Genomic DNA, 25,824 nt, shown 5'->3' with positions numbered 1-25,824 from the left:
AGTGATACGTAAAAAACAGCGAGAGGTTCAGGGGGGAAAGTCGTGGCTGAAGTGGAATTGCGGCGCATTTCCAAGATGTATGGGAGTCAGAAGGTAGTCAATGAAGTGAGCACTCGTATTCTGCCAGGAGAATTTTTCGTACTGGTAGGGCCTTCTGGTTGTGGGAAATCAACCACATTGCGCATGATTGCCGGGCTGGAGGAGATCAGCACGGGAGAGTTGTTGATTGGCGGCAAGCCGATGAATCAAGTCCCTCCGAGTGGGCGAAACATCTCCATGGTCTTTCAAAATTACGCACTTTATCCGCATTTGACGGTAAAAGATAATATTTTGTTTGGTTTACAGGTTCGAAAAGTAGACAAAGCAGAGCAGGGCAAGCGGTTAGAGCGTGTAGCGGAGATGTTGGGCATCGCGCATCTTTTGCAGCGCAAGCCAAAGGAATTATCCGGGGGACAAAGACAGCGCGTAGCACTCGGACGGGCCATTGTCAGTCAGCACCCTATCTGCCTGATGGACGAGCCGCTGTCCAATCTGGATGCCAAGCTGCGCGGACACATGCGCACGGAAATCCGTCGCTTGCAGCAAGAGCTGGGCATCACGATGATTTACGTTACGCACGATCAGGTGGAAGCGATGACGATGGCAGACCGCATGATGGTCCTGCGTGACGGCGAGGTTCAGCAAGTCGGAAAACCGCTCGACGTCTACAACCATCCAGCGAATTTGTTCGTGGCGGAGTTTACGGGGGCTCCCCCGATGAATACGGTACCTGCCATTTGGCGGGCAGATCAAGCAGGAATTGAGCTAGCAGGCCAGCGCTTTTTGCCGCTTCCTATGTTTCACGGTATCAAGGACCAGACCCCGGTCGTTCTTGGTCTGCGTCCAGAGTCACTGCAGCCCGCCCTTGAAGGGCAAACTATGGATGCTTCCTGCCAGCTTCCTGTCACCGTGCAGGGAGTAGAGATTCTCGGTTCTGAGACCATTGTGGAATTCACCGTGGGAGACAAGCTGTGGAAGGCCAAATGGAACGGGCAATGGCACTGTAAAAGAGGCGAAACCATGCATGTTCGTTTTGATCCAGCTCAGGTGAACGTGTTTGATGGAGAAACCGGAAAAAATCTAACGGTTACGACCAATTAAGAAAAGAAAAGGGAGAGGTACTGCGATGCGTAAAGTCGTCAAAAGCTTGTTTGCGGTCGTCATGAGTATGAGTCTGATCACGGGTTGCTCCAGTGGCAATTCTTCGTCCACAAACAATGCGGCGCAAGGAGCCAATTCGTCAGGCAAAACAGAGCTGTCCTTCTATTATCCGGTTGCGGTTGGCGGTCCTTTGACCAAGATCGTGGACGGTATGGCAGAGGAGTTTAACAAAGAAAATCCAGATATCACAGTCAAGCCAGTCTATACGGGCAGCTATCAAGATACGACGACAAAGGTACAAGCAGCTGTGCAGGGCAAGACTCCTCCAGACGTAGCGGTGATGCTCTCAACGGAGCTGCATACGATGATGGACATGGATGCCATCCTGCCGTTGGACGACTTCATTGCCAAGGATGGCGGCAGCGAATACGTAAATGATTTCTTCCCGGGCTTCTTGGCGAATTCCCAAGTAGACGGCAAGACATACAGCATTCCATTCCAACGCAGCACCATCGTGCTCTATTACAACAAGGACGCGTTCAAGGAAGTCGGGCTTGATCCGGAAAAACCGCCGACATCCTGGGACGAGCTGGTTCAGTACGCTGCCAAATTGAAAAAGGACGGACGCTACGGCGTCGAGATTCCTTCCTCGAGCTTTACGTATTGGATGTTCCAAGCGCTGGCCTTGCAAAACGGCAAGAACTTGATGTCCGAAGATGGGAAAAAAGTGTTTTTTGATACGCCAGAAAATGTAGAAGCCCTGCAATTTTGGGTAGATTTGTCCAAAAAGCATCAAGTGATGCCTGAAGGTGTCAACGAGTGGGCGACTGTACCTTCTGATTTCTTGGAAGGCAAAACGGCAATGATGTTCCATACGACAGGGAACCTGACGAACGTGAAGAAAAGCGCGAAGTTTGATTTTGGCGTAGCATTTTTGCCAGCGAAAAAGAACTATGGTAGCCCGACAGGGGGCGGCAACTTCTACATGTTCAAGGGAACGGATGCAAAGAAACAGGAAGCGGCATGGAAGTTCATTCGCTTTATGACCGAGCCTAAGCGCGCTGCTCAGTGGAGCGTCGATACGGGATATGTTGCTACACGCAAATCTGCTTACGCAGAAGAGAGTATGAAGCAGTACGTCAAGGACTTCCCGGCGGCAGCAGTGGCTCGCGACCAGCTGGAATACGGACATGCTGAGCTGTCTACGCACAATAACGGCAAAGTGACAAAGCTCTTGAACGACACGCTGCAATCGGTGATCACTGGTCAATCCGAGCCTGCGGAAGCATTGAAAAAAGCGCAGGAAGAAGCGGACAAGATGCTGGCGCCGTTCAACAAATAAATCAAGCAAGGCAATGGGGGAGCGACAATGGGGGAACTACGCGCAAAATGGAAAGTGAACATGTACGCCTGGCTCTTGCTCCTTCCCTCCCTCATCTTCCTGCTGTTGTTTACCTTCTATCCGGTTATACAAACGTTCATACTCAGTTTTCATCAAGCGGATCTGGGTTCTCCAGAGCCGTTTTTTAACGGGATAGATAATTATAAACAAATGGTGGAAGATGAAGTGTTTTGGAAGGTGCTGACCAATAATATCTGGTTTGCCATCGGAACGGTGCCGACGAGTGTGGCTCTCGCGCTAGCTATGGCTCTGTTCGCCAACAAGGCAATACGAGGGAAGAGCTTTATCCGCACGGCTTATTTTTACCCGACAGTTGTCCCGATGATTGCAGTGGCGAACATCTGGCTGTTTATTTACACACCGGAGTACGGAGCGCTTAGTCATGTGATGGAGTGGTTCGGAAAAGGCGACATGAACTGGCTCGGTGATCAGAAAAATGTGATGTGGGCGATGATCTTCATGGTCATTTGGAAGGAAGCTGGCTATTTCATGATCTTTTATTTGGCGGGGCTGCAAAACATTTCACAGGAGCTATACGAATCCGCCTCCATGGAAGGGGCATCGTCGTGGACGGTTTTTCGCCGCATCACCTTTCCACTGCTTATGCCAACGACGATGTTTGTCAGTATTATCGCCTTCACTAACTCTTTCAAGCTGGTAGACCATTTGGTGATCATGACCAAAGGCGGGCCGGATAATGCCAGCAATCTCTTGCTGTACTACATATACGAGACAGCGTTTTCTTTCTGGGATCAAGGAATGGCTTCGGCATTGACGATTGTCATGGTCGTGCTGCTGCTGTTAGTCGCTGCTTTTCAGTTTTTTGGTATGGATAAAAAGATTCATTACAACTAAAGGGGGATGGCAGATGCTTCGCAAAATCACAACAGTTGGAATGTACGGCTTGGCCGTTCTCTGGTTGTTTCCTTTGCTCTGGGCGGTCTGGACTTCCTTTCGCCCGAGGGAGCTGGCGACTTCGTGGTCGCTCCGTGCAGATTTTACACTCGATAACTTTGCGAAGGTGTGGGATGCAGCGCCCTTTGACCAGTACTACATCAATACCTTTTTGATCGTGACGGGTATTTTGGTGGCACAAATGATCACAGCTACACTGGCGGCCTATGCCTTTGCGAAGCTGCAATTTTGGGGAAAGGATGTGCTGTTTGTCCTGTTCCTGGTCCAGCTCATGGTCCCGGCAGATATCTTGATTTTCCCCAACTATAATGTCCTGCGTGACTTGTCTTTGCTGGATACCAAAATCGGCATTATGCTGCCGTACTTCGCTTCTGCCTTCGGGGTTTTTCTGTTGAGACAAACCTTCAAGACAATCCCGCACGAGCTAGAGGAGGCGGCACGGATGGAGGGCTGCTCCTGGTTCCAGATTTTGTGGCGGGTGTACGTTCCGTTAGCGAAGCCGACCTACATTGCGTTTGGCTTGGTCTCGGTCAGCTACCATTGGAACAACTTCATGTGGCCGCTGATTATTACGAATTCCGTGGAAAATCGCCCGTTGACGGTCGGTCTGGCGATTTTTGCCCAATCGTTTGAGACAGGGGCGCAGTGGGCCGAGGTAAGTGCTGCGACGGTCATGGTGATTTTTCCGTTGTTGCTGGCATTTTTGTTGTTCCAGCGGCAGTTTATCAACAGCTTCATCCACTCCGGCGTGAAATAAGAGGGAGGGTCATGAATGATGAGAGACAAAAGCTCGTTTGCCGTATCCACCTATGCGTTATTTGATCTGTCCTTGCGTGATGCTATTGTTCAGCTTTTGCACCATGATTGGAAGGCCATCGAGATAATGTGTGAAGAGAATCATGCCGACTTCTTGGACTGGTCCTGGGAGCAGTTGAAAGAGTTGAAGCAGCAGGGAAACGAGAGAGGGATTGCCTGGTCGATTCATGCGCCGATTAGCGGCTGCAATCTGGCGGCGGACTCAGGACTAACTCGGGAGCAAACAATGGACACGATGAAGCGCTGCCTGGAGATTGCCAGCTTTCTCGACTGCACCCATGTTGTGATGCATGCGGGGGAAGTAGAAGATCGACTCGCGGAAACAGAGCGTGCCAGAGGTGTGGAAAATGTGAGTCAGGCACTCCACGTGTTGACCACCGAGCTGTCCGCAGAGAGTAGAACCATACTGACGGTCGAGAATGTTCCCCCTTATCCAAAAGTGCTGGGGTGGAACGTCGAGGATCTCGTGCGTATATGCCGTTACGTAAAGTCCTCTCGCGTAGGGATCGTATACGACGTAGGTCATGCCCATTTGATTCGTCCGGGATATGCAATCGATGCATTGCAGGAGGTGCTCCCTCATTTGTCCGCTCTTCACCTGAGTGATAACTTTGGCAAGCTCGACGATCATTTGGCGATAGGCGATGGAACGATCCCGTTTGCTTCGATCCTGTCACTTCTGAAAGACAAGGGATTCGCGGGTCATTGGGTTGTAGAGACAAAGCAGCTTGGCTGTGCTGAGGTTAGTGTGGAACGGCTACTGAGGGAAGGAGGCGAATAACATGGACATGAAAACGATTTTGAAAACGAATCCGGTTATTGCGGCAACCGAACAGGATCGCTTGGGAGAGGCGATGGCGTCTCGAGCTTGCGCGATCCTGTTGATGTACGGAAAGCTGACCAAGCTGATGGAGGAAGCCGAAACCATCCGTCAGTCGAGCAAGCCGATTTTTTTGCACACAGACCTCATGAATGGCCTGTCCAATGACAAAGAGGCTTTTCGTTTCTTGTCCACCTATATCCAACCAACGGGCATTGTCACTACCAAAGGACCGATGATTCGCGCGGCCAAAAAGGAAGGGATGCTGACGATCCAGCGAGTCTTTTTGATCGATTCGACCTCTCTCACGACGACCATCAAAAACGTCTTGGAAAACCAGCCGGATGCGATTGAAATCATGCCGGGGATAGCGCCGTCTATTATTTCGTATATAAAGGAGCATTTGCCGCAGCCGATTATTTTGGGCGGGTTGATCTGGAATATGGAGCAGGTCAACGAAGCGTTGAAGGGTGGAGCAGATGCTGTTTCGTTGAGTAAGTCGGAGATGTGGAACCATATGACTGTTTAGGAGAAAGGGCAGGTGTGAAAGCACCTGTCTTTTTTGTATGTAATAAATCTTTACGCGCCTCGCGATTATCGGCGAACATGGGCTTTTCCGTTTCACTATGGTAATGGCGCAAGTCGCGCAAGAATTACTTCCGCCGATCTCTTTACTAAATCCCTATCAGAAGTAGAAAGCACACCAAAAGGGTAGCCTATTGCTACTCTTTTTTCCTTTACAGGTAATAAAAGGGGTAGTATTATTGCATTATTAAATTTTTACATTTCATATAGCATGAGGGAGAAATTTTACATTATGGATACAATCCTCATCCAGAAAAACATGACAATGGATCAAAAACTGATTTTCCAGTCCGAGTACGGCAAAGTCCAGAAAAACTCCACGACAGCTATTCTCCTCTGTCTGTTCCTTGGGGGGCTGGGAGCCCATCAATATTATATGAATCGCGTAGGCCTCGGAATTGTTTATACCCTTTTCTGCTGGCCGTACATTCCTCTTATTATTTCTATTGTAGAACTATTCCTTTTATCTGGACGGGTTCGTCGTCACAACGAAAACAAGGCGAAAGAGATCGCCGGAAAAATCTTATCGGTTTAAGAAGGGCGCTAAGGCGCTCTTTTTTATTTTCGTTAGGGTATTTACTATTGCTAAATTTTCGTAATATAGCAAGTAGCAGTGTCGATTGCGGGATTTTTCAAGCTGCTTATTCATCGTGCGTAGTAACCACGTCAGCCAATGATTCTTACAGATATGTGTCCAAATGCCTACAGGGATTGGTAATAGAGTTCCGGTAAATTTATAATGAAGGTACATATTTTTTCAGGACCATGAACCGCCTTTCAGCGGGAAAAGAGGGTAATATGGAACCAATTCAACTAATGGAAACGGCAGAGCAATTTATCCGAACATGCTATCGCGAACTGGACAAGACAACGGAAGAAACCGAGCAACGGCTGCAAGAAGTACGACAGATGATCGAACAGCAGGGATACTATGAGCATACAGCAGAGGAGCTGCGTCACGGAGCAAAAATGGCCTGGCGCAACAGCAATCGATGTATTGGGCGATTCTTTTGGGAATCATTACTTGTGATAGATGAGCGGCACGTCGAAACTGAAGAAGAGATGGCGCAGGCCATGCTCCGACACATCGACTTTGCCACCAATGACGGGAAAATTCGCCCGACCATCACCGTTTTTGCACCTGCTGTAGCAGGCAGAGCTCCCATGCGCATCTGGAATGACCAACTGATTCGCTATGCGGGATACGAGACAGAGTACGGCGTACTGGGTGACCCGATTTCGCTTTCGTTGACGAAGCTATGTAAGAGCCTTGGATGGCAAGGAAAAGGCACAAACTACGACGTTTTGCCGCTTGTCGTGCAAATTGGAGATCGGACGCCGCAGTTTTTTGAGATTCCTCAGGAGCTGGTCTTGGAGGTGCCGATCGTGCATCCAGATTTGCCGGGCTTTGCTGATATGGAATTGCAATGGTATGGGGTTCCTATTGTTTCGAATATGCGCATGGAGATTGGCGGTATCGACTATTTGGCCGCTCCATTTAACGGCTGGTACATGGGAACGGAGATCGGTGCACGCAATTTCGCTGACCAAGAGCGATATAACATGCTGCCAAAGGTCGCAGAGGTCATGGGGCTCGATACGAGCAGGGAAGTGACACTTTGGAGAGACAAAGCGCTCATCGAGCTGAATGTTGCCGTCTTGCACTCCTTCAAGGAAAAAGGAGTATCGATTGTCGATCACCATACGGCGAGCCAGCAATTCAAGCGATTTGAGGAAAGAGAAGAGAAATGTGGTCGAGCCGTTACGGGTGACTGGACATGGCTGGTTCCTCCGATCTCCGGAACAGCCACACACATTTTCCACAGTCTATACGACAACACAATCCATACGCCGAATTTCTTTTACCAAGACAAGCCGGAGCTCGGCAAAAAATAAGGCTTTCCACCAATGTCGCGAACATGCTTCGCGACATTTTTTTGTGCGCGATGTCACATACAGGGTGATGTGGTACGTTATACCAGTTGGAAGGAGGGAGAGAGTGGACACGAAACAGATAGAAGAACTCGTGGATGAGATCATTCAGGGAGCGGATGACCGCTACGGTGCCATCATGAAAAGCTACCAAACCCCCATATTTCACTATTGCTATCACATCTTGGGGAATCGATGCGAAGCGGAAGACGCCACACAGGAGGTCTTCTTCAAGGCTTATCGCAACTTGAAAAAATACAGTCCAACCATGCCCTTTGCAGCTTGGCTTTATAAAATAGCCTATCACCATTGCATCGATCTCATCAGAAAAAGGAAATGGACAAAGATGTTGCCATTTTTGATGCAGGACAAAGAGTCTCAATCAGACATTGAGCGGCATATTGAAAATGTTTATTTCAGTGAGGATGTATTTCTTGCCATGCAGACACTCTCCGTAGAGGAAAGAACACTTCTCTTACTGCGAGGCGTGGAAGAAAAGACGTACGAGGAAATTTCCTTGATCATGAACAAAAACGCTGCGAGTCTGCGCAAAAAATTCGAGCGTACGGCATCGAAGTTCCGATCCGCTTATTCTCCTTTAGGGAAGGGAGGGTCAACTCACGATGAGACCAAACAAATCGCACGAGAATATTAAGGACCTGTTCAACGACCCGCGCATCCCGCAGGAGATTGACATTAGCCATCAAGTGATGACAAAAATCAAAAGAGAGAAGGAGAGATTTTTTGTGAAGTACAAGGTAAGCATATTAGTCGCTATTGGTTTGATCGCGAGCCTCACAACGGGCTATGCCGCTGTCCAGTACTATCAGTTGAAGAATGAGAAGGGCGAGGTTCTGTATCAGGAGAAGGATATATCGCAATATGAAGGTAAATCGAAAATTGTGAAAGAGCTCGATCCTGAAACGGATACCTTATACAATAAACGCTGGGAAATCGAGGATTCTCTGGAGCCGGGGACTGCAGCAGCACTGTATATCGTTGCAAACAATCCGAAAAAGCTTGTTTTCACGGTATCAACCCCGTTCTCGTATACCACCCTGACTGATGTTCAAAAGAAAGTGGGAGAAGGAATCGTTGTACCAAAGACATTGCCAGGAGGCTTTACCTTCTTAGATGCTCAATTGGCGAATGATATCAAAAACCAGTATGACAAAGAGGCTTTGTATAAACAGGCCGAAAAGGAAAAGAAAGAATTCGTCATGCAGCCCTTGGAATGGACGAATGAGCTGGATTATATGTATGCGACATACAAGGATTCAGAGGGAAGCTATTTAAATTTCAGCATCACCAATTACGAAGATGTTGAGGGCAGCACAACGTATGTAGTTGACCTGGATAATCAGAAAAAAGAGGTAATAAAAGTAGGCAAAATTGAAGTGCTTTATACAGAAGAAGCGAGGGAAGACCAGGTAAACAAAAAAATTGTTTGGGTAACAGAGGCTTCGGGTAAAAAAGTACAGTACGAAGTATCAACAGACGGAGACAAATTGAACAAGGATACTATCAGCCAGTTCGTCGATGCTGTTGTCCCGAAAAACAAATAGCTCTTTCTTCACAAATAGAAACCCCCGAACTCTGCTATTGATTCGGGGGTTTTCCTTATGGGTTATCGAATAACTGGTCAAAGCTTGGAGTAGACCCAACGGATCCGAGTGATGCACGATGAATTAAGGAAAACTTTAGTTTTACCCCACAATTTTTTTTAACATTTCCTCTTACCCTATATGTAGCAAGTAAGAGATTTACTTGCACACAAAAAAAGAAATGAAAAGGAGCGAGACCAATGAAAAAGAAATGGATGACAACTGCATCAGCTTTATTACTTACTGGGGTGATTGGTACTGTTATACCGTATGCAACCACAACAGCAGATGCAAAAGCAAACGTTGCGGAAAAAAGTAACCTAGACCTGACGATTGCATTCGTTTTTTCTAAGGATGGCCAGGCAGTAACCATTAAAGACAGTCAACTAGGTGAGCACAAGGCTACGGTTAAAGATCTCTCCGAGAAGTTAGGTATAACGGCAGATGATCTTAATCTCTCTTCACATATGATTGAAATGAAACCAAATGCGACAGGCAGCAAGATTATTGTCAAAGAAACTTCCTTTAAAGGTGAAGTGAAAGAGTATGAGACCAACGATAATGATGTCCTCATGCTGTTCGGTCTTCACAAAGTAACGAAATAAGCCAAAAAATAAAGCTACCAATGTCGCGAACATGCTTCGCGGCATTTTTTTGTGACGGATTGAAAATGGTATCTCGGAGAACGAAAAAGATGGGCAGAGCAAGCTCTTTATGTTAAAATTAACGAGAGTGATTATCAATTTCAAGCTCCGTTGAAGGAGAGGTTCTTTTTGAGAAGGAGAAAATCAGGCTTAGATAAGATCATAATGGTAGCCTTTATTATGGTCATGATCAGCATGTTATCAGCCTGCGGACAGACACCAGCCAATTCAACTGCTCAACCTGCGCAGGAAAGTTCAGTTAACGAGAGTAACAATGAATATATCAACTACCAAGCGTTTAATGGCACAGTAAAAATTCCGAAGGACCCAAAACGGGTTGTGGTTCTTGCGGACAGCTATGTTGGACATTTTCTGACACTGGGGATCAAGCCTATCGGTATCACGGACCATGCTATGGAAAACCCGTATTTTAAAGGGAAGCTGGATGGTATCGAAAGCGTGGGCAACGGAACATCGCTAGAAAAGGTACTGGCGATGAATCCTGATTTACTTATCGTGTTTGAAGGGGATAAGAATATCGAGGAGTTCACCAAAATAGCTCCAACGGTAGTAATTCCATACGGTAAGAAGCCAATCCGCGAAGAACTGCGGGAGTTTGGCAAAATGACAGGGAGAGAAGACAAGGCGAATGAGTGGATTGCCGAATGGGAAAAGAAAATTGCTGAGGCAAAACCAAAGGTGCAAGCAGCGGTAGGAGATAAAACCGTTTCGATTTTGCAGCCATACGCCAAGGGGATCTATGCGTTTGGGCACAACTTCGGAAGGGGCGGAGACATCCTTTACGGAGAATTCCAGTTGAAGGCTCCGAATGCCGTACAAAAAGAAGCCATTGATAGCAATACCGGTTGGGCGGAGGTCTCGCTTGAAACAATGCCGGACTTTGCGGGAGACTACATTTTTACCAGTGCATGGTCCGGAGATGATACCAATCCGGAGAGTGTATACGGTACAAACGTTTGGAAGGGCCTGTCAGCAGTGAAAAATAACCAGGTTTTTCAGATTGATCAGAAAGGCTCCTATTTTAATGACCCGATCTCATTGGAAGCGCAACTCACGTTCATTGTAGAAAAATTAACGTAGAAGAAAAAACCCCCGAAACATAGGTAGCAAGTATGCTTTGCTACGAGTATTCGGGGGTTTTTGCTATTTATTTAGCGGTTGTAATAACTGCTAAGAGCTGGGAGCAGCCCTAATGGATTTTTCCGCAAGTCCTTGGCACTAAAGAAAATGCTGCCCTGAACCTGAGGAACCATCGCGTTGTAATTCAATTGGTTGATAATCTCCTGGGCGCTCTGCCAGCCAGCTTCAGCCGTTCCCAGCTTGTAAGGGGAATGACCGATGTAGAGCTTGACGTTCGTCCCTTGTACTTCGTTTGCCCACCAAGTAACGAGCTTGTCGTATTGGGCAGGGGCGAAGGAAAGGCTCCAATAAATTTGCGGAGTCACATAATCGATCCAGCCTTGTTGAATCCATGTGCGCACATCGGCAAACATGTGGTCATAAGCAGTCACGCCAGCTTTTGTATCGGAGCCGGTCGGATCGACATTGCTGTTGCGCCATACACCGAATGGACTGATCCCGAATTGAACGTGAGGCTTGACGCTCTTGATGGACTGATTCAATTGTTGAACAAATTGATTGATATTATCGCGGCGCCAGTCTGCTTTGGATCCGATTTTCTTGCTGTTGTAAGCCTTGAATGCTGCATCGTCTGCAAAGGCGACATTGGAAGGATAGAAATAATCATCCAGATGGACACCATCGATTTCATAGCGCTGCACGACTTCCATTACTTCATTGATAATTTGCTGACGTGCTGCCGGAATACCCGGATTGATGTACAACTTTTTGTTGGCATTCACAATCCAGTCAGGGTGCTGCTTGATCACGTGATTCGCTGGCAATTGGTCTGTTTTTGCATCCGTAGTGGCACGGAACGGGTTGAACCAAGCATGGAATTGCAGCCCGCGTCTATGCGTTTCTTCTACCATAAAGGCAAGCGGGTCGTAGCCAGGATCTTTCCCTGGGGTTCCCGTCAAAAATCTCGACCATGGAGTGAGTGTAGAAGGGTACAGAGCGTCTCCAGATGGACGCACTTGCACGAAAACAGCGTTCATTCCCATGGCTTGCAGCTCATCGAGCAGCTGTATGTATTCTTGTTGCTGTTTCGCTGGGTTTCCGTTAGAACCGGAAGATGGCCAGTCCAAGTTGTAGACTGTCGATATCCATACCCCGCGCAAATCTCCGTTTGTCACGACAGGTGTGCTTGGTTCCATCCCGCCAGTTTCACTCAGAACATCCTGTGGTGGCGGAGTCATGGTAGCGACGTTGCCGCTTTGTAGGCGAATCGTTTTGGTTTTGTCTTCCCAGTTTACCGTTAGGCCCAACTGCTCGGATACAAAACGCAGCGGAACCATGATTCTTCCTTGCTTGTTCTGAACAGAAGAATCAAGTGGGACGCTGTTGTTGTTCACGAGAGCGTTCTTCTGATTAACCGTCATGGACAACAAGGTATCTTGCTTGCTGATCGTTGCGGTCTGAGAATTTGGCTCCCAATTTACTTCGGCTCCCAGATTTTCACCGATCACTCGCATAGGGACCATCGTTACGTTTGCTTTTGGAATAATGTACGGAGCGACGTCACTTTTGATTTGTTGCCCGTCTAAATAGATGCTGATGCCAGAGGATGTCTGCGCGGCCTGCACGGATATCCCCATCGTTGGAATACATAGTACGAACATTAGCAAAAGCATAAACCACTTGCGTACCTTCATTTTTGCCAATCCTCCGACAAGATAGATTTGCTTAAAACATTAGCCAATACGTTTGACGCTTTATTATATCGCTTTGTTACGCTCCAGTGGGAAGTTTCGGCAAAAAACGACGACACTGATCGAAACAAGGGAACCACCCAAGCTGCTCTGGCATAGGCAGAAGCATATGTTGTTTTCCTTCTGGTCATGGGACAAAAGAGAGGGAAAGGAGTGCAAGCATGAGTTCTTTTCTTGCGCAAAAGGCACCGATTGTTTTTGTTCCGGGGCTTTTTGGGTCGATGAGTGATCAAATTATTCCGGGTACTGGTGACTGGGGCTTCGGGTTTGCCCGAACGGCTTACGAGCCATTTATCCGTTTGCTTGGAAAAATGGGATACTCCCTCAATGAACAATTGTTTGTAGCTTTTTATGATTGGCGAAGGCAGATCGATATTTCAGCAGAGCGCTTTTTGCTGCCTGTCATCGAGCGAGCGAAGCAAACGACAGGTTCCCCTTATGTCAATCTCATTTGCCATAGCATGGGGGGCCTTGTTGCTAGAGCCTATGTCCAAAGCGAATATTATCAAAACGATGTGGATCAGCTGCTCATTTTTGCGACTCCCAACGCAGGATCGCCTGTCGCCTACAGCTATTGGGCAGGAGGGAAGCTGCCGCGCTCCGTTTCGGCCAAAAGAAATGTCGTGGAGCTATATATGAATGTTTATCTAGCCTATTTGGAGCAAAGCATCCCTTTTCATCGTATACAAGCTATTCATAGACACTTTCCCAGTCTCCTTGATCTTACCCCGTCAGCAGCATATGGCGATTATTTGCTGGAGAAAAAACAGGGGGTAGAAGCCTTCGTCCCTTATGAAAAGATGGTCGTGAAAAATCAATACATGGACTACTTGAACACAACGATGGGGATTATCGCAGCCCGCAATATTCGCGTCACGCTGGTAGCTGGCATTGGACACGAAACGATTCATTACCTGCGAACAGTCCCTTCGCTGTCTCCCGATAAATGGGTCGATGGAAGAGTAGTGGGCTCGATCAATAGTGACGCTGGGGATGGGAGTGTCATGGCAAACAGTGTATTCGCACTCGAAGGTGAGCGATATTACGTAGAGGCGACACATCTGGAGATTTTGTATAAAAGTGAACCGCTTCTCCGGCAATTGCTAGAGTAGGGGAAAAAAGAGGACCAAGCCGGGAAAATCCCTGGACTTGGTCCTTTAGATGATCTACGCTTTCTTGTTTCTGCGATACATGATCGAAATACCGATCAAGATCGAAACGATACCTGCAACGAGAGGGAGTGGGTTAGCCTGTTCTCCCGTCTGAGGCAATACTTTGCCTGTAGCTGGAGATTCGTTGTTAGTCTCCAAGACGTTGGAGTTATTGGCAGCTCCCGAATCGTTCGGTTTGGTTGTATTTCCTGTTTGATTCAACTCTCCCGAAGTGTTGGGGTTCGTAGTGTTGTTGTTTGCATCAGGAGTACCAGGTTGGTCTGGTTTGTCAGGTTGGTCTGGATTGCCAGGTTGATCCGGGTTGCCAGGTTGGTCTGGGTTGCCAGGTTGGTCTGGGTTGCCAGGTTGATCCGGTTTGCTAGGTTTGTCTGGTTTGTCTGGTTTATCCGGTTTCTCGGGCTTTTCCGGCTTAGGCTCAGGTTTTGGCTCTGGCTTCGGTTCTGGCTTCGGTTCAGGTTTAGGCTCAGGTTTTGGCTCAGGATTTCCGCCACCACCGCCGCCACCACCTCCACCGGAGGTTATGTCATTTTCGGCAGTAACAAGCACATGCTCGCCAACTACTTGGTTCCGTTTAATCTCGAAAGCAATTGGCTTGCTGTTTATTACATAACCAGTAGGAGCCTTCGTCTCGATAAACTCGTACTTGCCAGGATTTAGGCCTTCGACTAAAAGTTCACCGTTTGCATCAGTTGTCAGCTTTGTCAGCTCTTGATCGTTCTTGTCTTTGGTTACCTGACCATTTTCATCGCGGAGCGTAAATTCAGCTCCTGTGAGCTTATGGTTTGGGTATCCCTTTCTTATTTTGGTCAGTTTCACAGATCCCGGGATCAATCTGTTGGTCAACGTGAGAGCTGTCGTGCCTTCATCTGTTACTTCGAATTTCAGTGGTTCAGCAAGCTCATAACCAGCAAGCGCTTTTGTTTCCACGAGCTGGTAGAATCCTGCTTTCAGGTTCTCGAGGAGAAGGATACCGTCCTTATCCGTTGTGAGTCCACTTTGCAGTACTTTCCCGTCAGCATCTTGAAGCTCAAAGGTTACGCCAGGAAGTGGCTCTTTGGTGTAGTGGTCCACTTTCAGCAATTGAACGGACCCGATATTTTTGGTGTTCTTTTTCGTAAGGGTCACAATTTCTGTCTGGTTGGAGGCGATTTTGAATGAAATAGGAGTCGCATCCAGCTTGTATCCCTTCGGAGCTTTCGCTTCGACTAACTGATAGTTTCCTTCTGCCAGATCGCCTTTGGAGACTTTTCCGTCAGAGCCGGTTGTCAGCTCAGCGATTGTTTCGTATGCTCCGCCCTTTTCAACCTGTAGATTGAAGACAGCGCCTTCCAGTGTTTTGCCAGCATTCTCCGCGTCAACTTTGGTTAACTCAAATCCTTGACGGAGCAGCTTGTTGTCGATGGTTATTTCGATTATAACTGGAACAGCTGGGTCAGCACCTGCAGGAGCTTTTAACGTAATGTCTTTTCCATTTCTGTACTCGTCTGCGATGACGTAGCCAACAGGAGCGGATAGTTCTTTTAGCTTGTACGCTTTAAATTTGTAGCCTTTGAAGGTGGCCATGCCATTTTCATCGGTCACGACTGTTTCCAGCAAGGTTTTCCCTGCCTTGTCGTACAGACCAAACGTGGCGCCTGCCAATGCTTTTTTCGTATCTGCGTCTGTTTTGACGATTTTCAAGTCGCCTTTACCAGGTGTGCTGGCTCCGCCACCAGCACCGGACAAGCTGACTTTGACACCTTCTTGTCCGTCTTTCCCTTTACCTACAACTGTTTTCCCTGCAAAAGAGGCCTCGTTTTTGATGATCTCTCCATGGTCAGCATTGATAAAGGAACGGTACTCCAGGATGTAGGCAGTGTGCAGATCGTTTTTGAAAGTCAGTTTAAAGGTATTGCCGACTACTTCTAATTTGTAGTCCTCGGAGGCCATTTCTTTTCCGATAGTCAAAGCACCGGATTCAGAGACGGTTGTCGTAAAGAGTTTGAAGGAGTCCTTCATCAGAAGTTGATTGCTGGACAGGGTATCCGTCAATACAGCACCTGCCGAAATATGAGACTGGCTCGGATTGATTCTTACTGTCCATGTTGCATACTCTGAATCTGCTCCTGTACCTTGTACGCCTGTTTTGAGGACGTATTGCCCACCGTATGTCGGTCTGACGGTCGTCTTGCCTTTATAGAGTGGAGTGCCTGTTGTGTCACTATCGTACATAGTGGCATTGTTTTCGTACACTTCTCCGACAGGCAGATTAGCCAAACTGGTTTTGTACGTGATGCGATAGGCCGAGTCGATGGGACCGAGATGAAGCTCGAAGCCGTTGGTCAGTTCGTCAAATTTGGTGGCGACAACTGGACCCTCGACCACTTTTACACCATCTGCTCCACCTGTGAGCAGCAACTTATGGATGGTTAACGAGTCCTTCACAAAAGTTTGTTCTCCGGTATAAAAATCGCGGATGATCGCGTTGTTAATCTTGTGAAGGTTGTAGTTCACATCGATTGTCCACGTGATTTCTTTTGTGCGGGCGTCGTATGTACCCGTTTTGTTGCCGTTATTGTTGGTGTAGTTGTCTGGTTTAACAGTAGCGGATTTCGTGATAGGGTCTTGTGCTTTCCCGTTTTCCTTCCAATTCAGTTCAGCCTTGTTTTTGTACACGGATGGACGGTCCTTGGAAGTAGGATCGAACTTCGTCAGGTACGTAATGACTAGACCTTTTGTGACTGGTTTGTGGAAGGTGATCTTGAATCCTTCTTCGTACGTTGAGTTCGGAGAGATGCTGTAGTCTTTGTCAGGACCTTCTTCCAAATCCTTTGTCCAATCGTTGATCTTTACTTTGTCAGGAAGAAGAGTTAGCCCTTGACCTGCATAATTGTCGGTAATGACGACTTCATCCATCACCTGATTGTCGTCGTTTAGACTAAGCGTCCATTCGATTGTCTTATCCAGGTAGTTCACTTTTTCTTTTTTGGCGTTCTTCCAGAAGATTGCTTGATTGATCTCTCTGGATGCATCTTTTTTGGTTCCATCATAGATCTCTACTTCATTTTTCACGAGGTAGCTGTCTTGGTGGACCCGATTTTTGGCTTTGGTTTGGTAGGTGATTTCGTAAGCAGCCGACACGTCATGGTCAAACTGCAAGCGGAAGCCAGTAGGCGATGGGGTTACGTTGTACTCTGTGATGGCAGCCCCGTCTTTTGTTCCGTTTCCGTTGTCACCGATGGTCATTTTATGAACGGTAAAGGAACCACTCACGAGCTCTTGATGACTCGTATCGAATCGATCCTCGAGCCATGCATCGCTTTGCGTGATCAGTTTTTCATTGTAGTTGTACTGAATAGCCCAGGTGATCGTTTGTTTGTTGTAATCGTAGTGAATCGCCTTTTTGTTCAAAGGCTGGCTGAATCGGACAGAGACATTCGCGGAATCGATTAAATCCTTTGGGAGGTTCGTTCCTGTGACAGTGGCTTTATTCGTGTAGGTTGTATCTGTCGTACCGGTGACGTTGGTCTTGTACGCGACGCGATAAGCACCGTCGATGTCGCCAAAGTTAATTTTGAACCCGTTTCCTTCTGTTAATTTCTCAGGAGTGAAGGTGGTTACCTCAGCCTTTGGATTAACAGAGCCATTCAACTGAACTTCCAATGGGAAGACCTTAATCGAGCTCATGTCGATATCCAGACCGCTTGGAAGCTCATCCGTAAAGATAGCGCCTTTTATCGGATTTTCACTTTGGTTAAAATCGACGGTCCAGTCGAGATAGCTAGGATTCATGCCCTTGTTTGCTTTCCCGTTCTTGTCGATTTCATTGTTGTTTTTGCCTTTGAAATGGACAGAGATCGGAGCGATGCCATCGAATTTGAAATCGATCTCCTGTCTCGTGCCACCTTCAAACTTTTTCTCATCGAATTCCCGCCACACATAGAAGGTTCCGTCATTGATCTCTGCGCCGTCATTGATGGCATCACTGAAAGTGAAGGTGACGGTGCCGTCTGTTGTCACTTCATAGGTGCCGTAGCCTCCGTTCAGATCTCCGGTCAAATTGCGATCGGTCCGAAACTTATCTGGGAGAGGGAAGGTAAAGGTGGCACCTTCTGAGTAAGGATGTCCAGCAGGGATTTGCCAAGTGAAATCAACTTGAACACGCGAGCCCTGATCCGGGCGGATGTCTTCTATGTTGTTTCCGTCCTTGTCCTTCATGACTACGCTGGTGATGATGTTGTCTTTGATGATGTTGGCGTCGGGGGCGGGTTCTGGGAGAGGGACGGGAACTGGTTCAGGTACTGGTACAGGAGTCCCTGTGCCTGGATTAGTTGGAGTCCCCGTGCCCGGATCGGTAGGAGTTCCTGTACCTGGATCGGTAGGAGTTCCCGTACCTGGATCGGTAGGAGTTCCCGTGCCTGGATCGGTAGGAGTTCCCGTACCTGGATCGGTAGGAGTTCCCGTACCTGGATCGGTAGGAGTTCCCGTACCTGGATCGGTAGGAGTTCCCGTACCTGGATCGGTAGGAGTTCCTGTACCCGGATCGGTAGGAGTTCCTGTACCCGGATCGGTAGGAGTTCCCGTACCTGGATCAGTAGGAGTTCCCGTACCTGGATCGGTAGGAGTTCCTGTACCCGGATCAGTAGGATCGCCTGTACCCGGTTCCCCGCTATTGTTAATGACAACCTCACCTTGTGTTTGGGCATACGAGGTTGTCGTGAAACCGAAAAAGTTTTGGATGATGAGCAAAAGTGCCACCACAACGACCCAAGATTTCCTTTGCATATGCTCCTCCTGTACTCAATTAAAACTAGCTCATTCCGTCTTTCAGTAGGAAGGGTTAGGGCTGAGATGAAGGCGTTTGTTTCCATTCAGCTTGAACGATCAGTCTGTCCTTCGGATCTTTTGCTCCAACAGGGGTGCATGTGACCAAGGTGATCAATGGCTTCTTTTGATCCTCTAGAACTTCTACTTGTGTACGATCTACGACAAAGGCTTTCACGACAACGAATTGGTAGGTTGCCGTTTTCGTCTTGATCTCAATCTCATCGTTAGGTGCTAGTTCGTCCAAGCGATTGAATTGCTTGCCATGAGTAATCCCGCGATGGCCTGCCAGTCCAACATTGTTCACACCGAATTCCTTGTCTGGCTCGATCAGGCCAACACCTTTACTCAAGGCCTGCTTGTCCGCGCCTTCAAAAATCATCATTTCCAGATCAATTTTGGGAATCCGAATCACGCCTCTGGCACCTTCCAACATAGCGAGCGGCTCTTGTATCTGAGGAGATGGTGGGTCCTCTGATGCAGCCGTTTCTATTTGCTCGCTGACGTTGCTCAGTTGTTCGAACGCTTCGATGAGCTGTTCTTGCTTTTGTGCAGATACCGCCGTTTCCCATTGAGGATAGAAAAGGAGGAATAAGCCTGCCAGGATAAACCCAGCACTTAACAGCACTCGCACATTCTTCAACTCCCTTTTCGCACCGTTAACTCAATTCATCTTTCCCCCCTTGTCCTAATTTTTAGTTACACTAAACTTTTTTCGGCAAGGACATTCGTTTCAATTGTGAAAAAATGCCTAGAGCTATCATAATCTTTCGACCTAAACAATTTCTGAACATGAAAAAAGCCAGAGGAGAAAGACTCTCCTGGCTGGTTTTTTCGGTCTCATTCTATGGTTAATAGGCGACGCTTTTTGCAACAAATCCAACTAAGACTTTCCCATTTGTATCGATAGTGGAGCCGTAATACCAATCGCCACGTTCACCGACTACTTGAACAAGTGCATCACTGACAGCGTAGCCCCTGCCTGGACTTTCTGTCGAAGGGGTCGAGAAGAAGTAGCCTTTCTCTCCTTGAATTTTGACAGTCTTCGGAGTGATCGGTGTATACGAGGTGACCACTGTTTTGGAAACGTATCCTTGATCCATGGAGATAAATTCCGGATGTGTACCTGATGCTTTGATTTCAAAACCATACCATAGGGTTGCAGTAACGACAGAGTCAAGGGATGGAGCAGAATAAACGTTAGCATTGTCTACGGCTACAATTGTTTTCGAAGGTAGTATTTTAGGTTGTGTACGGGGGGGCGATGGTTTTGGAGGAGCCGATTTTTTCACTTGGCTGTTAGAAGAACCACCGCCGCCGTTGTGATAGTGATATTCTCCATACTGTAATCCCCATTTTTCGCAGTTTGTTCTACAGGTGTGTCCACCATTTGCATCTGTTCTGCCTGGATGCGCTTCAATCATTTGAACAGGTAAAAAAGCAAAGCAAAGAATGAGTGCGAGTACAGAAATAATCTTTTTCATAGATAACCTCCTAAGGATTGGCTTTCGCCCGCAACAGATTCAACCCCATCCCGATAAAAACAATCCCCGTCAGCTTGTTGAGTATGACAGAGAACTTCTGATTATTGCGCAATTTTTGCGTAGCGAAGGAAGCAAACAAGGCGAGGAGACTGCACCAGATGCCACCCGTAACGGTAAAAGTCAGGCCAAGAATAAGGAAAGGGAGTGGTCCTGCTTCCGTCGCGCTAACAAATTGCGGGAGGAAGGCGATGAAAAACAGGGCGACCTTTGGATTCGTAACACTTGTCAGGATCGCTTGCAGATAGACCTTTTCACCCTTCAGCTTCTTGGAATCGGCCGTATCAAAAGCTGGTGATTCCTTCGTCATGAGCATGCGAATGCCCAAATAGACGAGATAGGCGACCCCCAATATTTTGACGATGTTAAAAAGCACGATGGATTGCGCCAAAAGGAGCGACAAGCCGAAAGCAGCCAAGAGTGTGTGAATGAGTGAGCCTGTCAAAATGCCGAGAACCGAAAGAATTCCTGCCTGTTTTCCTTGCGAAATGCTGCGGGTGATGATGTACATCGTGTCTGAGCCGGGTATCAGGTTCAACATGATTGCAGTCATCAGAAATGCTTCATAATGAACGATTCCAAACATCGCTTCCCACTCCTTGTCTATCTATAAAATAAAAATAGATTATAGAATAATCTGACACTTAAAGCAATGCGAAAAATGAGGAAAAGCTCCTGACGCAGATCAAAGAAAGTGTATCATGATCGCGCGGGGAGCTCATTATTCAAGTAAACGGATTACGGCGTCGATTCAGTAGCGCGTATCCAGCCTTCTTTTCCATTAAATACAATCTGGTACCAGCCATTCAGATCGGCGATGACTTGGAGGGAACCATCTGCTACTACCTGACCGATCCTCTCATATTCATCACCTGGCCCCACAAAAACATCGATTTTTTGAGTCGCAGGGGGAGTTTGATCCGTCCCTTCTGTTGAGCCGTCAGCGGGGGAGGTCGCTTCTCCTGACTCGTTACCCTCGGTCGTTTCTTCGGGATTCTCTTCTAAGTCAGCCAGCTTTTCTATGTAATCCAAGCCTTTTTCCTCGAGCTTGAACAGAGCGATTTCCCTTTCCCCTTTGCCTACCGCATTTTTCATGATCACATGCTCGGAGTCTTCTACGCTGAGTTCATCCGCCTCCACCGAAAAGCGCTTATCGAGTGACTCTTTTATCAAATTCGGAGACAGTGCCGCGTAGGCGTTAGCACGCTCCTTGCCGGATGCACTCACGATTATCACAGGCTTTTCTTTACTACCGAGCGTATCGTCGATCTTAGCCTTTGCCGATTTCATGTCCACATCGAGCGACTGATCCAGATAGAGGAGCGAGTCATTTGGCATTTTCGCTGCGAAATAAAGACGTTGATCTGCCTCGGAGAGTCCAAATGCGTAAAGCTTTGCTCCCCAGCGATCTGTGCCGGAGAGCATGTCGGTGAACGTTCTGTCTGGATATCTCAATTGCAATAAGCGTGCGGGATCGTATTCCAACCAGAGTTTTTCCAGATCGGACAGGAGTGTAGCTGTATCCTGGAGCGGATTTAACTGTTCGTACAACTCACGCGCTTTGGTGAACTCGAACGATTTGATATATTGTTCTGCCTGTTTGAGCTTGCCCTCCAGATAGCGGGTGATCGAATCGAGTACAGGCGAATTAGTAGAGAGCACATCCTCGATTTTGCGATAGGCGGCTGCCATGTCCACGAAGGCACTCAAATCCTTCGAACGGATAACTTCCTTGATTTCAGCTAGTGCATACTTTTCCAACTGACCCACTAACCAATCTGTCTCGATACCCAGTTTTTCGTAATGGCGTATGCTTGTAGCCGTTTTGGTGATGACTTCTTCAAAAGGAGCCGAAGCGATCAGCGCCCGCAGCTTGGTCTTTTCATAGTCCTGGAACAAGGCCGTGAGCTCAGCCTGCTTCTTCTTTTTGCCGCCGTAGTATTCATCCGGAATGACTAGGAGTGTTTCGATGAAAGATTCGTCTTGATAGTTTTCCTTTTCGAGATTCGATTGTGCCTGAGCCTTCGCTGTTTGCAAGGCATTCAAGTAATAATCGGAAAAGCTCTTATCCATACCCAAGTGAGCGGACAATTGCTGGAAAAACATCCCCGGTACGTCCTTTTGATTTTGGTATTTCTGTTTGACTGCTTGGTATTGTTCATAGACTACACCGATTTCTGCGACCTTCTTTTCCGAGATGGCAGAACGTGAATGCAGGTGAAGCCCTTCTAGTTCAGCACGGATAGAAGTCAGTAGGAACATGATGGAATTCCATTCGTCATCCCCGTAGGACAGGACAGCCATATCATGCGCGCGAGAAAAGGTTTCCTCGGCTTGCAGCAGGTTCTTTTGTTCATAAAACGCCTTTGCCTGTTTATATAACGTAATCTGCTTGTACCCAAATCCGAGCTTGAACAGAACGGCGATCAAACCCAAGGCAAAGAGACCAAGAAAAATATTACGGACCCAGAGGGACCTATGATAGGGAGAGATAGGCAGCATGAAAGGCTCCTCCTTCACAGTAAGCCTTTGAAATCCGGGTCAAACGCGTAATGCGTATCCACCCTGTTTTTGGTAGAATGATATAGTTGTTCCCAACCTTCATCCTTATGGGTTTGTACCATTTTTGCCAATCGCAGAAGGCGCTCGCGAGGCAAAAAATCGATAAATTCGATAATCAGATCCTGATATTCATCCACATAAGACTTCATGCGGAGCGCTGCACCTGCCACTTGACCGATGAGCTGATCCCCATTTTCTAGTAACAATATTTGATTTTTATAACGTCTGACATAATTGAGAACAGATTTTTTGACGAGCGAAGGCTGGACCTTGATGACTTCGCGCACATATTCCATGAAGTCCTTGTCGTACATAGACGGGATGAGCGTTTCGAGCTCCAGTTCCATGTCTTTTCGCAGGACGTAATGATTGAGGAACATGATCTTGCGTATCTTGATCGTATCGGAATCGACGAAATGCCCGATCTCTCTCGTTTTTTCATAAGCTTCCTTGAGATGTCCTTCTTTGACGTCGTTTCCCACTTCCTCCAAATGACGGAGGAGTGACTTCTTGAGCGTATCCAGTTCCTTTGTCAAAAAGTGTTGAAATTGTATGTCTCTTTCATAGGTGCCGTATTTTTTCTGCATCACGAAAAACAGCACGAACAACACACAGCCAATACCTCCTGCGAGAGCTAATTGCAAAAGGGTATCCGCAGAAAGGAGAGCAAGACAGACGAACAAGCCCAAGAGCAAAAAGCGCGTCTGCACATAACGGCGCGTCACAGCGTGGGAAACCTGGCGGATCGGTGTGTAGGCTCTCCCACAGGTCTCACAATGTGTCTCCCACAGGACATGGTACGTATGGCATCGCGTGCACGCTTGAATTCTTTCATACGTATGAGTGGTTTTACGGGTTTTGCGGAATTGGACGCCGATTCGTTTTCTCATGGTGAATCCCTCTTCTCATTCAGTAAGGCATGAAGATGCTGATCGATTTCGGCGTTGGAGAGATTGCGCCGTTTTAGTCGCAGCAGCTTGAGGAATCGGACCGCTAGCAGCAAAAAAGCCGCAAACAACAGAAAGTAAGTTAACATAAAATTTCTCCTAACGAAGTTGTCGAAATCTGTAACAAAGAATCATGTCGTATCGTATTACGAGTAAGGGGCAATCATTCTAGTACTTTTTTATCATCTGTCTTCTACTTCTTGAATCTAGTGGTAATAGTGTCATAGTCTTACTTCCTTTGCAACACTTCACAAATTCTTTGTAACGAACAAGAAAAGGAGCTCTCATGAAAATAATACGATTCCGAATGTTATGTCGATACGTAGCATGTCTTGCCCTGCTTTTGGTCAGTGTCCTCTCCGTCACTCACCCAGGCTTTGCGCAAACGAGCGGAAACAATATGGACGCTGTCCTGGTCGTAGACGTCAGCAACTCCATGACCCAAAGCGATAAGAACAAAGTCAGCAACGAAGCGATGAAAATGTTCGTCGACATGACGTCGATCCAAGCGAACAAGATTGGTGTCGTCGCCTATACCGACAAGATCGAGCGGGAAAAGGCACTGCTTGAGATTAATTCCGAAGAAGACAAGAACGATATCAAAGCCTTCATCGACAGCCTGCAAAAAGGAGCCTACACCGATATTGCTGTAGGGGTTACGGAAGCGGTAAAAATCCTGGATGCGGGACGCAATCCAAACAATGCGCCGATCATCGTGTTGTTGGCAGACGGAAACAACTATTTGAACAAAGCATCAAGCCGTACCCAAGCACAATCTGATCAAGAGCTACAGCAAGCAGTGAAAGAGGCCAAAGACAAAGGCTATCCGATTTACACGATTGGCTTGAACGCAGACGGTCAGCTTAACCGCACGACCCTGCAACAGATTGCTGCGGATACAAATGGTAAATTTTTCGAAACAAGCACAGCGGACAAGCTCCCGCAAATCTTGAGCGAAATCTTTGCAAATCACTTGAAGCTGAAGGTTGTCCCGGTGAAAAGCTTCGTTGCAAACGGTCAGGCTCAGGAGATTCCGATCCCAATCCCGAATGGCAGCGTCATGGAAGCCAACATCTCGATCATGTCGCAAAAAGCAGTGGAAGTGAAGCTGTATGACCCAGCAGGCAAGGAAGTACAAATCCCTTCCAACCAGGTCAGACTGTCGAAATCCAATGCGTACACGATGGTCAAGCTGGTCAAGCCACAGCAGGGCGATTGGAAGCTACAGGTAAAGGGTGCCCCGAAGGAAAAAATTGATATTAACCTCATCTTCAACTACGATCTGCAATTGGAGATGGAGCCAGTCACAGCCAAGAGCTTCAAGGCTGGCGATGTCGTACCGATCAAGGCTGCACTTGTTTCAAACGGACAGAAGGTAGCGAGTCCTGATCTGTACAAGCAGATGAAGGCGACACTGATCGTCAATGACAAGACGGATAATAAGACGAATGAGGTCATCCTGAACAATACGGGCAGCGGGTTCGAAGGCAGCTTCACAATCCCGGCTGACCATGCGTATGAGATCAAAATCAAGGCAGAAGACACCAGCTTTTACCGGGAGACAAAACCACTCCTTGTAGATGCTTCCAAAACGGCAGGCTCTGGAGCGAGCAAGCCGAACACAACTACTGATCCTGCGGCAGAATCGAAACCATTTCCATGGATGACCGTAGTAGGAGGTACCGTGGTTCTCATCCTGTTGATCGGTGCAGGCTTGTACGCACTGTCGATCTATCGCAAGGCGAACAAGGGCTTCGCGGGCCAAATCGCCATCGAGATCGTGGATGAGGATACAGGGGAAAAGTCCAATCCGCAGTACAAGAAACTGAACGCGTTCAAAGGAAAAGTGAAGCTGCACCAACTCTTGCAGCTCGCCCCTGAGTTTGCGGAGACAGAGAAAGTCATCTTTTTACCAGGGAAAAACGATACGCTGATCATCGAAAACCGTTCAAGCTGCCGAATCGAAAAGGCCGGACGTGTGCTCGATGCAAGCAAAGGCAAAGAGTTGAAGAAAAACGATCGCATCAAAATTTCGTTAACGAATGTGAACAAGTCCTTATATGTAGATTACATCGTCTAGGAGTGAGTC

Annotated in this window: 22 protein-coding genes; 14 read left to right on the top strand and 8 right to left on the bottom strand. The window is 47.5% G+C overall.

The features are described 5' to 3' along the window. Nucleotides 1-42: 42 nt before the first annotated feature. The 12 genes from HP398_RS19685 (at nt 43) to HP398_RS19630 (ending at nt 10,959) form a co-directional block, all read left to right on the top strand. Complete coding sequence (locus HP398_RS19685; protein WP_173623435.1) at nt 43-1,140, top strand: ABC transporter ATP-binding protein; 1,098 nt, start codon at nt 43-45, stop codon at nt 1,138-1,140. Nucleotides 1,141-1,165: 25 nt separating this feature from the next. Continuing rightward, a complete protein-coding gene (locus tag HP398_RS19680; RefSeq protein ID WP_173623434.1) occupies nt 1,166-2,482 on the top strand; it encodes an ABC transporter substrate-binding protein in 1,317 nt (438 codons plus the stop codon). A gap of 27 nt (nt 2,483-2,509) precedes the next feature. Further along, on the top strand, nt 2,510-3,397 hold the full coding sequence (locus HP398_RS19675; protein WP_106835451.1) for a carbohydrate ABC transporter permease: 888 nt from the start codon (nt 2,510-2,512) through the stop codon (nt 3,395-3,397). Nucleotides 3,398-3,410: 13 nt separating this feature from the next. After that, nucleotides 3,411-4,214: a carbohydrate ABC transporter permease gene (locus HP398_RS19670; RefSeq protein WP_017246658.1), complete on the top strand. Its 804-nt coding sequence runs from the start codon at nt 3,411-3,413 to the stop codon at nt 4,212-4,214. 18 nt (nt 4,215-4,232) lie between these two features. After that, entirely contained in the window at nt 4,233-5,054 is an 822-nt protein-coding gene (locus tag HP398_RS19665; RefSeq protein ID WP_173623520.1) for a sugar phosphate isomerase/epimerase family protein, read from the top strand. Nucleotide 5,055: 1 nt separating this feature from the next. After that, nucleotides 5,056-5,622 carry a glycerol-3-phosphate responsive antiterminator gene (locus tag HP398_RS19660; RefSeq protein WP_017246656.1) on the top strand — a complete coding sequence of 189 codons (567 nt, stop codon included), beginning with the start codon at nt 5,056-5,058 and terminating at the stop codon, nt 5,620-5,622. A gap of 288 nt (nt 5,623-5,910) precedes the next feature. Beyond that, on the top strand, nt 5,911-6,213 hold the full coding sequence (locus tag HP398_RS19655) for an NINE protein (protein ID WP_173623433.1): 303 nt from the start codon (nt 5,911-5,913) through the stop codon (nt 6,211-6,213). A 263-nt stretch (nt 6,214-6,476) separates the two neighbouring features. Further along, nucleotides 6,477-7,574: a nitric oxide synthase oxygenase gene (locus HP398_RS19650; protein ID WP_017246654.1), complete on the top strand. Its 1,098-nt coding sequence runs from the start codon at nt 6,477-6,479 to the stop codon at nt 7,572-7,574. Nucleotides 7,575-7,677: 103 nt separating this feature from the next. Continuing rightward, complete coding sequence (locus HP398_RS19645; protein ID WP_173623432.1) at nt 7,678-8,265, top strand: RNA polymerase sigma factor; 588 nt, start codon at nt 7,678-7,680, stop codon at nt 8,263-8,265. After that, nucleotides 8,234-9,175, top strand: a complete 942-nt coding sequence (locus tag HP398_RS19640) for a hypothetical protein (protein WP_173623431.1) — start codon at nt 8,234-8,236, stop codon at nt 9,173-9,175. The genes HP398_RS19645 and HP398_RS19640 overlap by 32 nt, the downstream gene beginning before the upstream one ends. Before the next feature lie 239 nt (nt 9,176-9,414). Continuing rightward, nucleotides 9,415-9,819: a hypothetical protein gene (locus HP398_RS19635; protein WP_017246651.1), complete on the top strand. Its 405-nt coding sequence runs from the start codon at nt 9,415-9,417 to the stop codon at nt 9,817-9,819. Between the two features lie 204 nt (nt 9,820-10,023). Further along, a complete protein-coding gene (locus HP398_RS19630; RefSeq protein ID WP_173623519.1) occupies nt 10,024-10,959 on the top strand; it encodes an iron-hydroxamate ABC transporter substrate-binding protein in 936 nt (311 codons plus the stop codon). A gap of 71 nt (nt 10,960-11,030) precedes the next feature. Here the strand turns inward: HP398_RS19630 and HP398_RS19625 are convergent, their stop codons facing one another. Next, the gene (locus tag HP398_RS19625; protein WP_173623430.1) at nt 11,031-12,653 is read right to left on the bottom strand and encodes a family 10 glycosylhydrolase; all 1,623 of its coding nucleotides are present in this window, start codon (nt 12,651-12,653) and stop codon (nt 11,031-11,033) included. 218 nt (nt 12,654-12,871) lie between these two features. On the opposite strand from HP398_RS19625, the gene HP398_RS19620 reads away from it, so the two are divergent. Further along, complete coding sequence (locus tag HP398_RS19620) at nt 12,872-13,822, top strand: lipase/acyltransferase domain-containing protein (protein ID WP_173623429.1); 951 nt, start codon at nt 12,872-12,874, stop codon at nt 13,820-13,822. 54 nt (nt 13,823-13,876) lie between these two features. Here HP398_RS19620 and HP398_RS19615 read toward each other — a convergent pair whose 3' ends face one another. From HP398_RS19615 to HP398_RS19585, 7 genes are all read right to left on the bottom strand, one after another. Continuing rightward, nucleotides 13,877-18,646 carry a collagen binding domain-containing protein gene (locus HP398_RS19615; protein ID WP_173623428.1) on the bottom strand — a complete coding sequence of 1,590 codons (4,770 nt, stop codon included), beginning with the start codon at nt 18,644-18,646 and terminating at the stop codon, nt 13,877-13,879. Nucleotides 18,647-18,701: 55 nt separating this feature from the next. Continuing rightward, nucleotides 18,702-19,319, bottom strand: coding sequence for a class D sortase (locus tag HP398_RS19610; RefSeq protein ID WP_017246646.1), 618 nt, complete (start codon nt 19,317-19,319; stop codon nt 18,702-18,704). A gap of 217 nt (nt 19,320-19,536) precedes the next feature. After that, on the bottom strand, nt 19,537-20,169 hold the full coding sequence (locus tag HP398_RS19605) for a YHYH domain-containing protein (protein WP_173623427.1): 633 nt from the start codon (nt 20,167-20,169) through the stop codon (nt 19,537-19,539). A gap of 10 nt (nt 20,170-20,179) precedes the next feature. Continuing rightward, nucleotides 20,180-20,812, bottom strand: coding sequence for a LysE family translocator (locus HP398_RS19600; RefSeq protein ID WP_017246644.1), 633 nt, complete (start codon nt 20,810-20,812; stop codon nt 20,180-20,182). 152 nt (nt 20,813-20,964) lie between these two features. Continuing rightward, nucleotides 20,965-22,728: an SH3 domain-containing protein gene (locus HP398_RS19595; protein WP_017246643.1), complete on the bottom strand. Its 1,764-nt coding sequence runs from the start codon at nt 22,726-22,728 to the stop codon at nt 20,965-20,967. Between the two features lie 14 nt (nt 22,729-22,742). Further along, nucleotides 22,743-23,678 carry a hypothetical protein gene (locus HP398_RS19590; protein ID WP_017246642.1) on the bottom strand — a complete coding sequence of 312 codons (936 nt, stop codon included), beginning with the start codon at nt 23,676-23,678 and terminating at the stop codon, nt 22,743-22,745. Continuing rightward, nucleotides 23,675-23,824, bottom strand: coding sequence for a hypothetical protein (locus HP398_RS19585; RefSeq protein ID WP_007724683.1), 150 nt, complete (start codon nt 23,822-23,824; stop codon nt 23,675-23,677). Before HP398_RS19585 ends, HP398_RS19590 begins: the two co-directional genes overlap by 4 nt. Nucleotides 23,825-24,021: 197 nt before the next feature. Between HP398_RS19585 and HP398_RS19580 the strand changes: the two genes are divergently transcribed. Next, a complete protein-coding gene (locus HP398_RS19580) occupies nt 24,022-25,815 on the top strand; it encodes a vWA domain-containing protein (RefSeq protein WP_017246641.1) in 1,794 nt (597 codons plus the stop codon). The last annotated feature ends 9 nt before the right edge of the window (nt 25,816-25,824 follow it).

It is taken from the genome of Brevibacillus sp. HB1.4B (assembly GCF_013284285.1).
Lineage (GTDB): Bacteria > Bacillota > Bacilli > Brevibacillales > Brevibacillaceae > Brevibacillus > Brevibacillus porteri.
The sequence above is the reverse complement of the archived record's forward strand: the minus strand, read 5'-3'. Positions and strand labels throughout refer to the sequence as shown.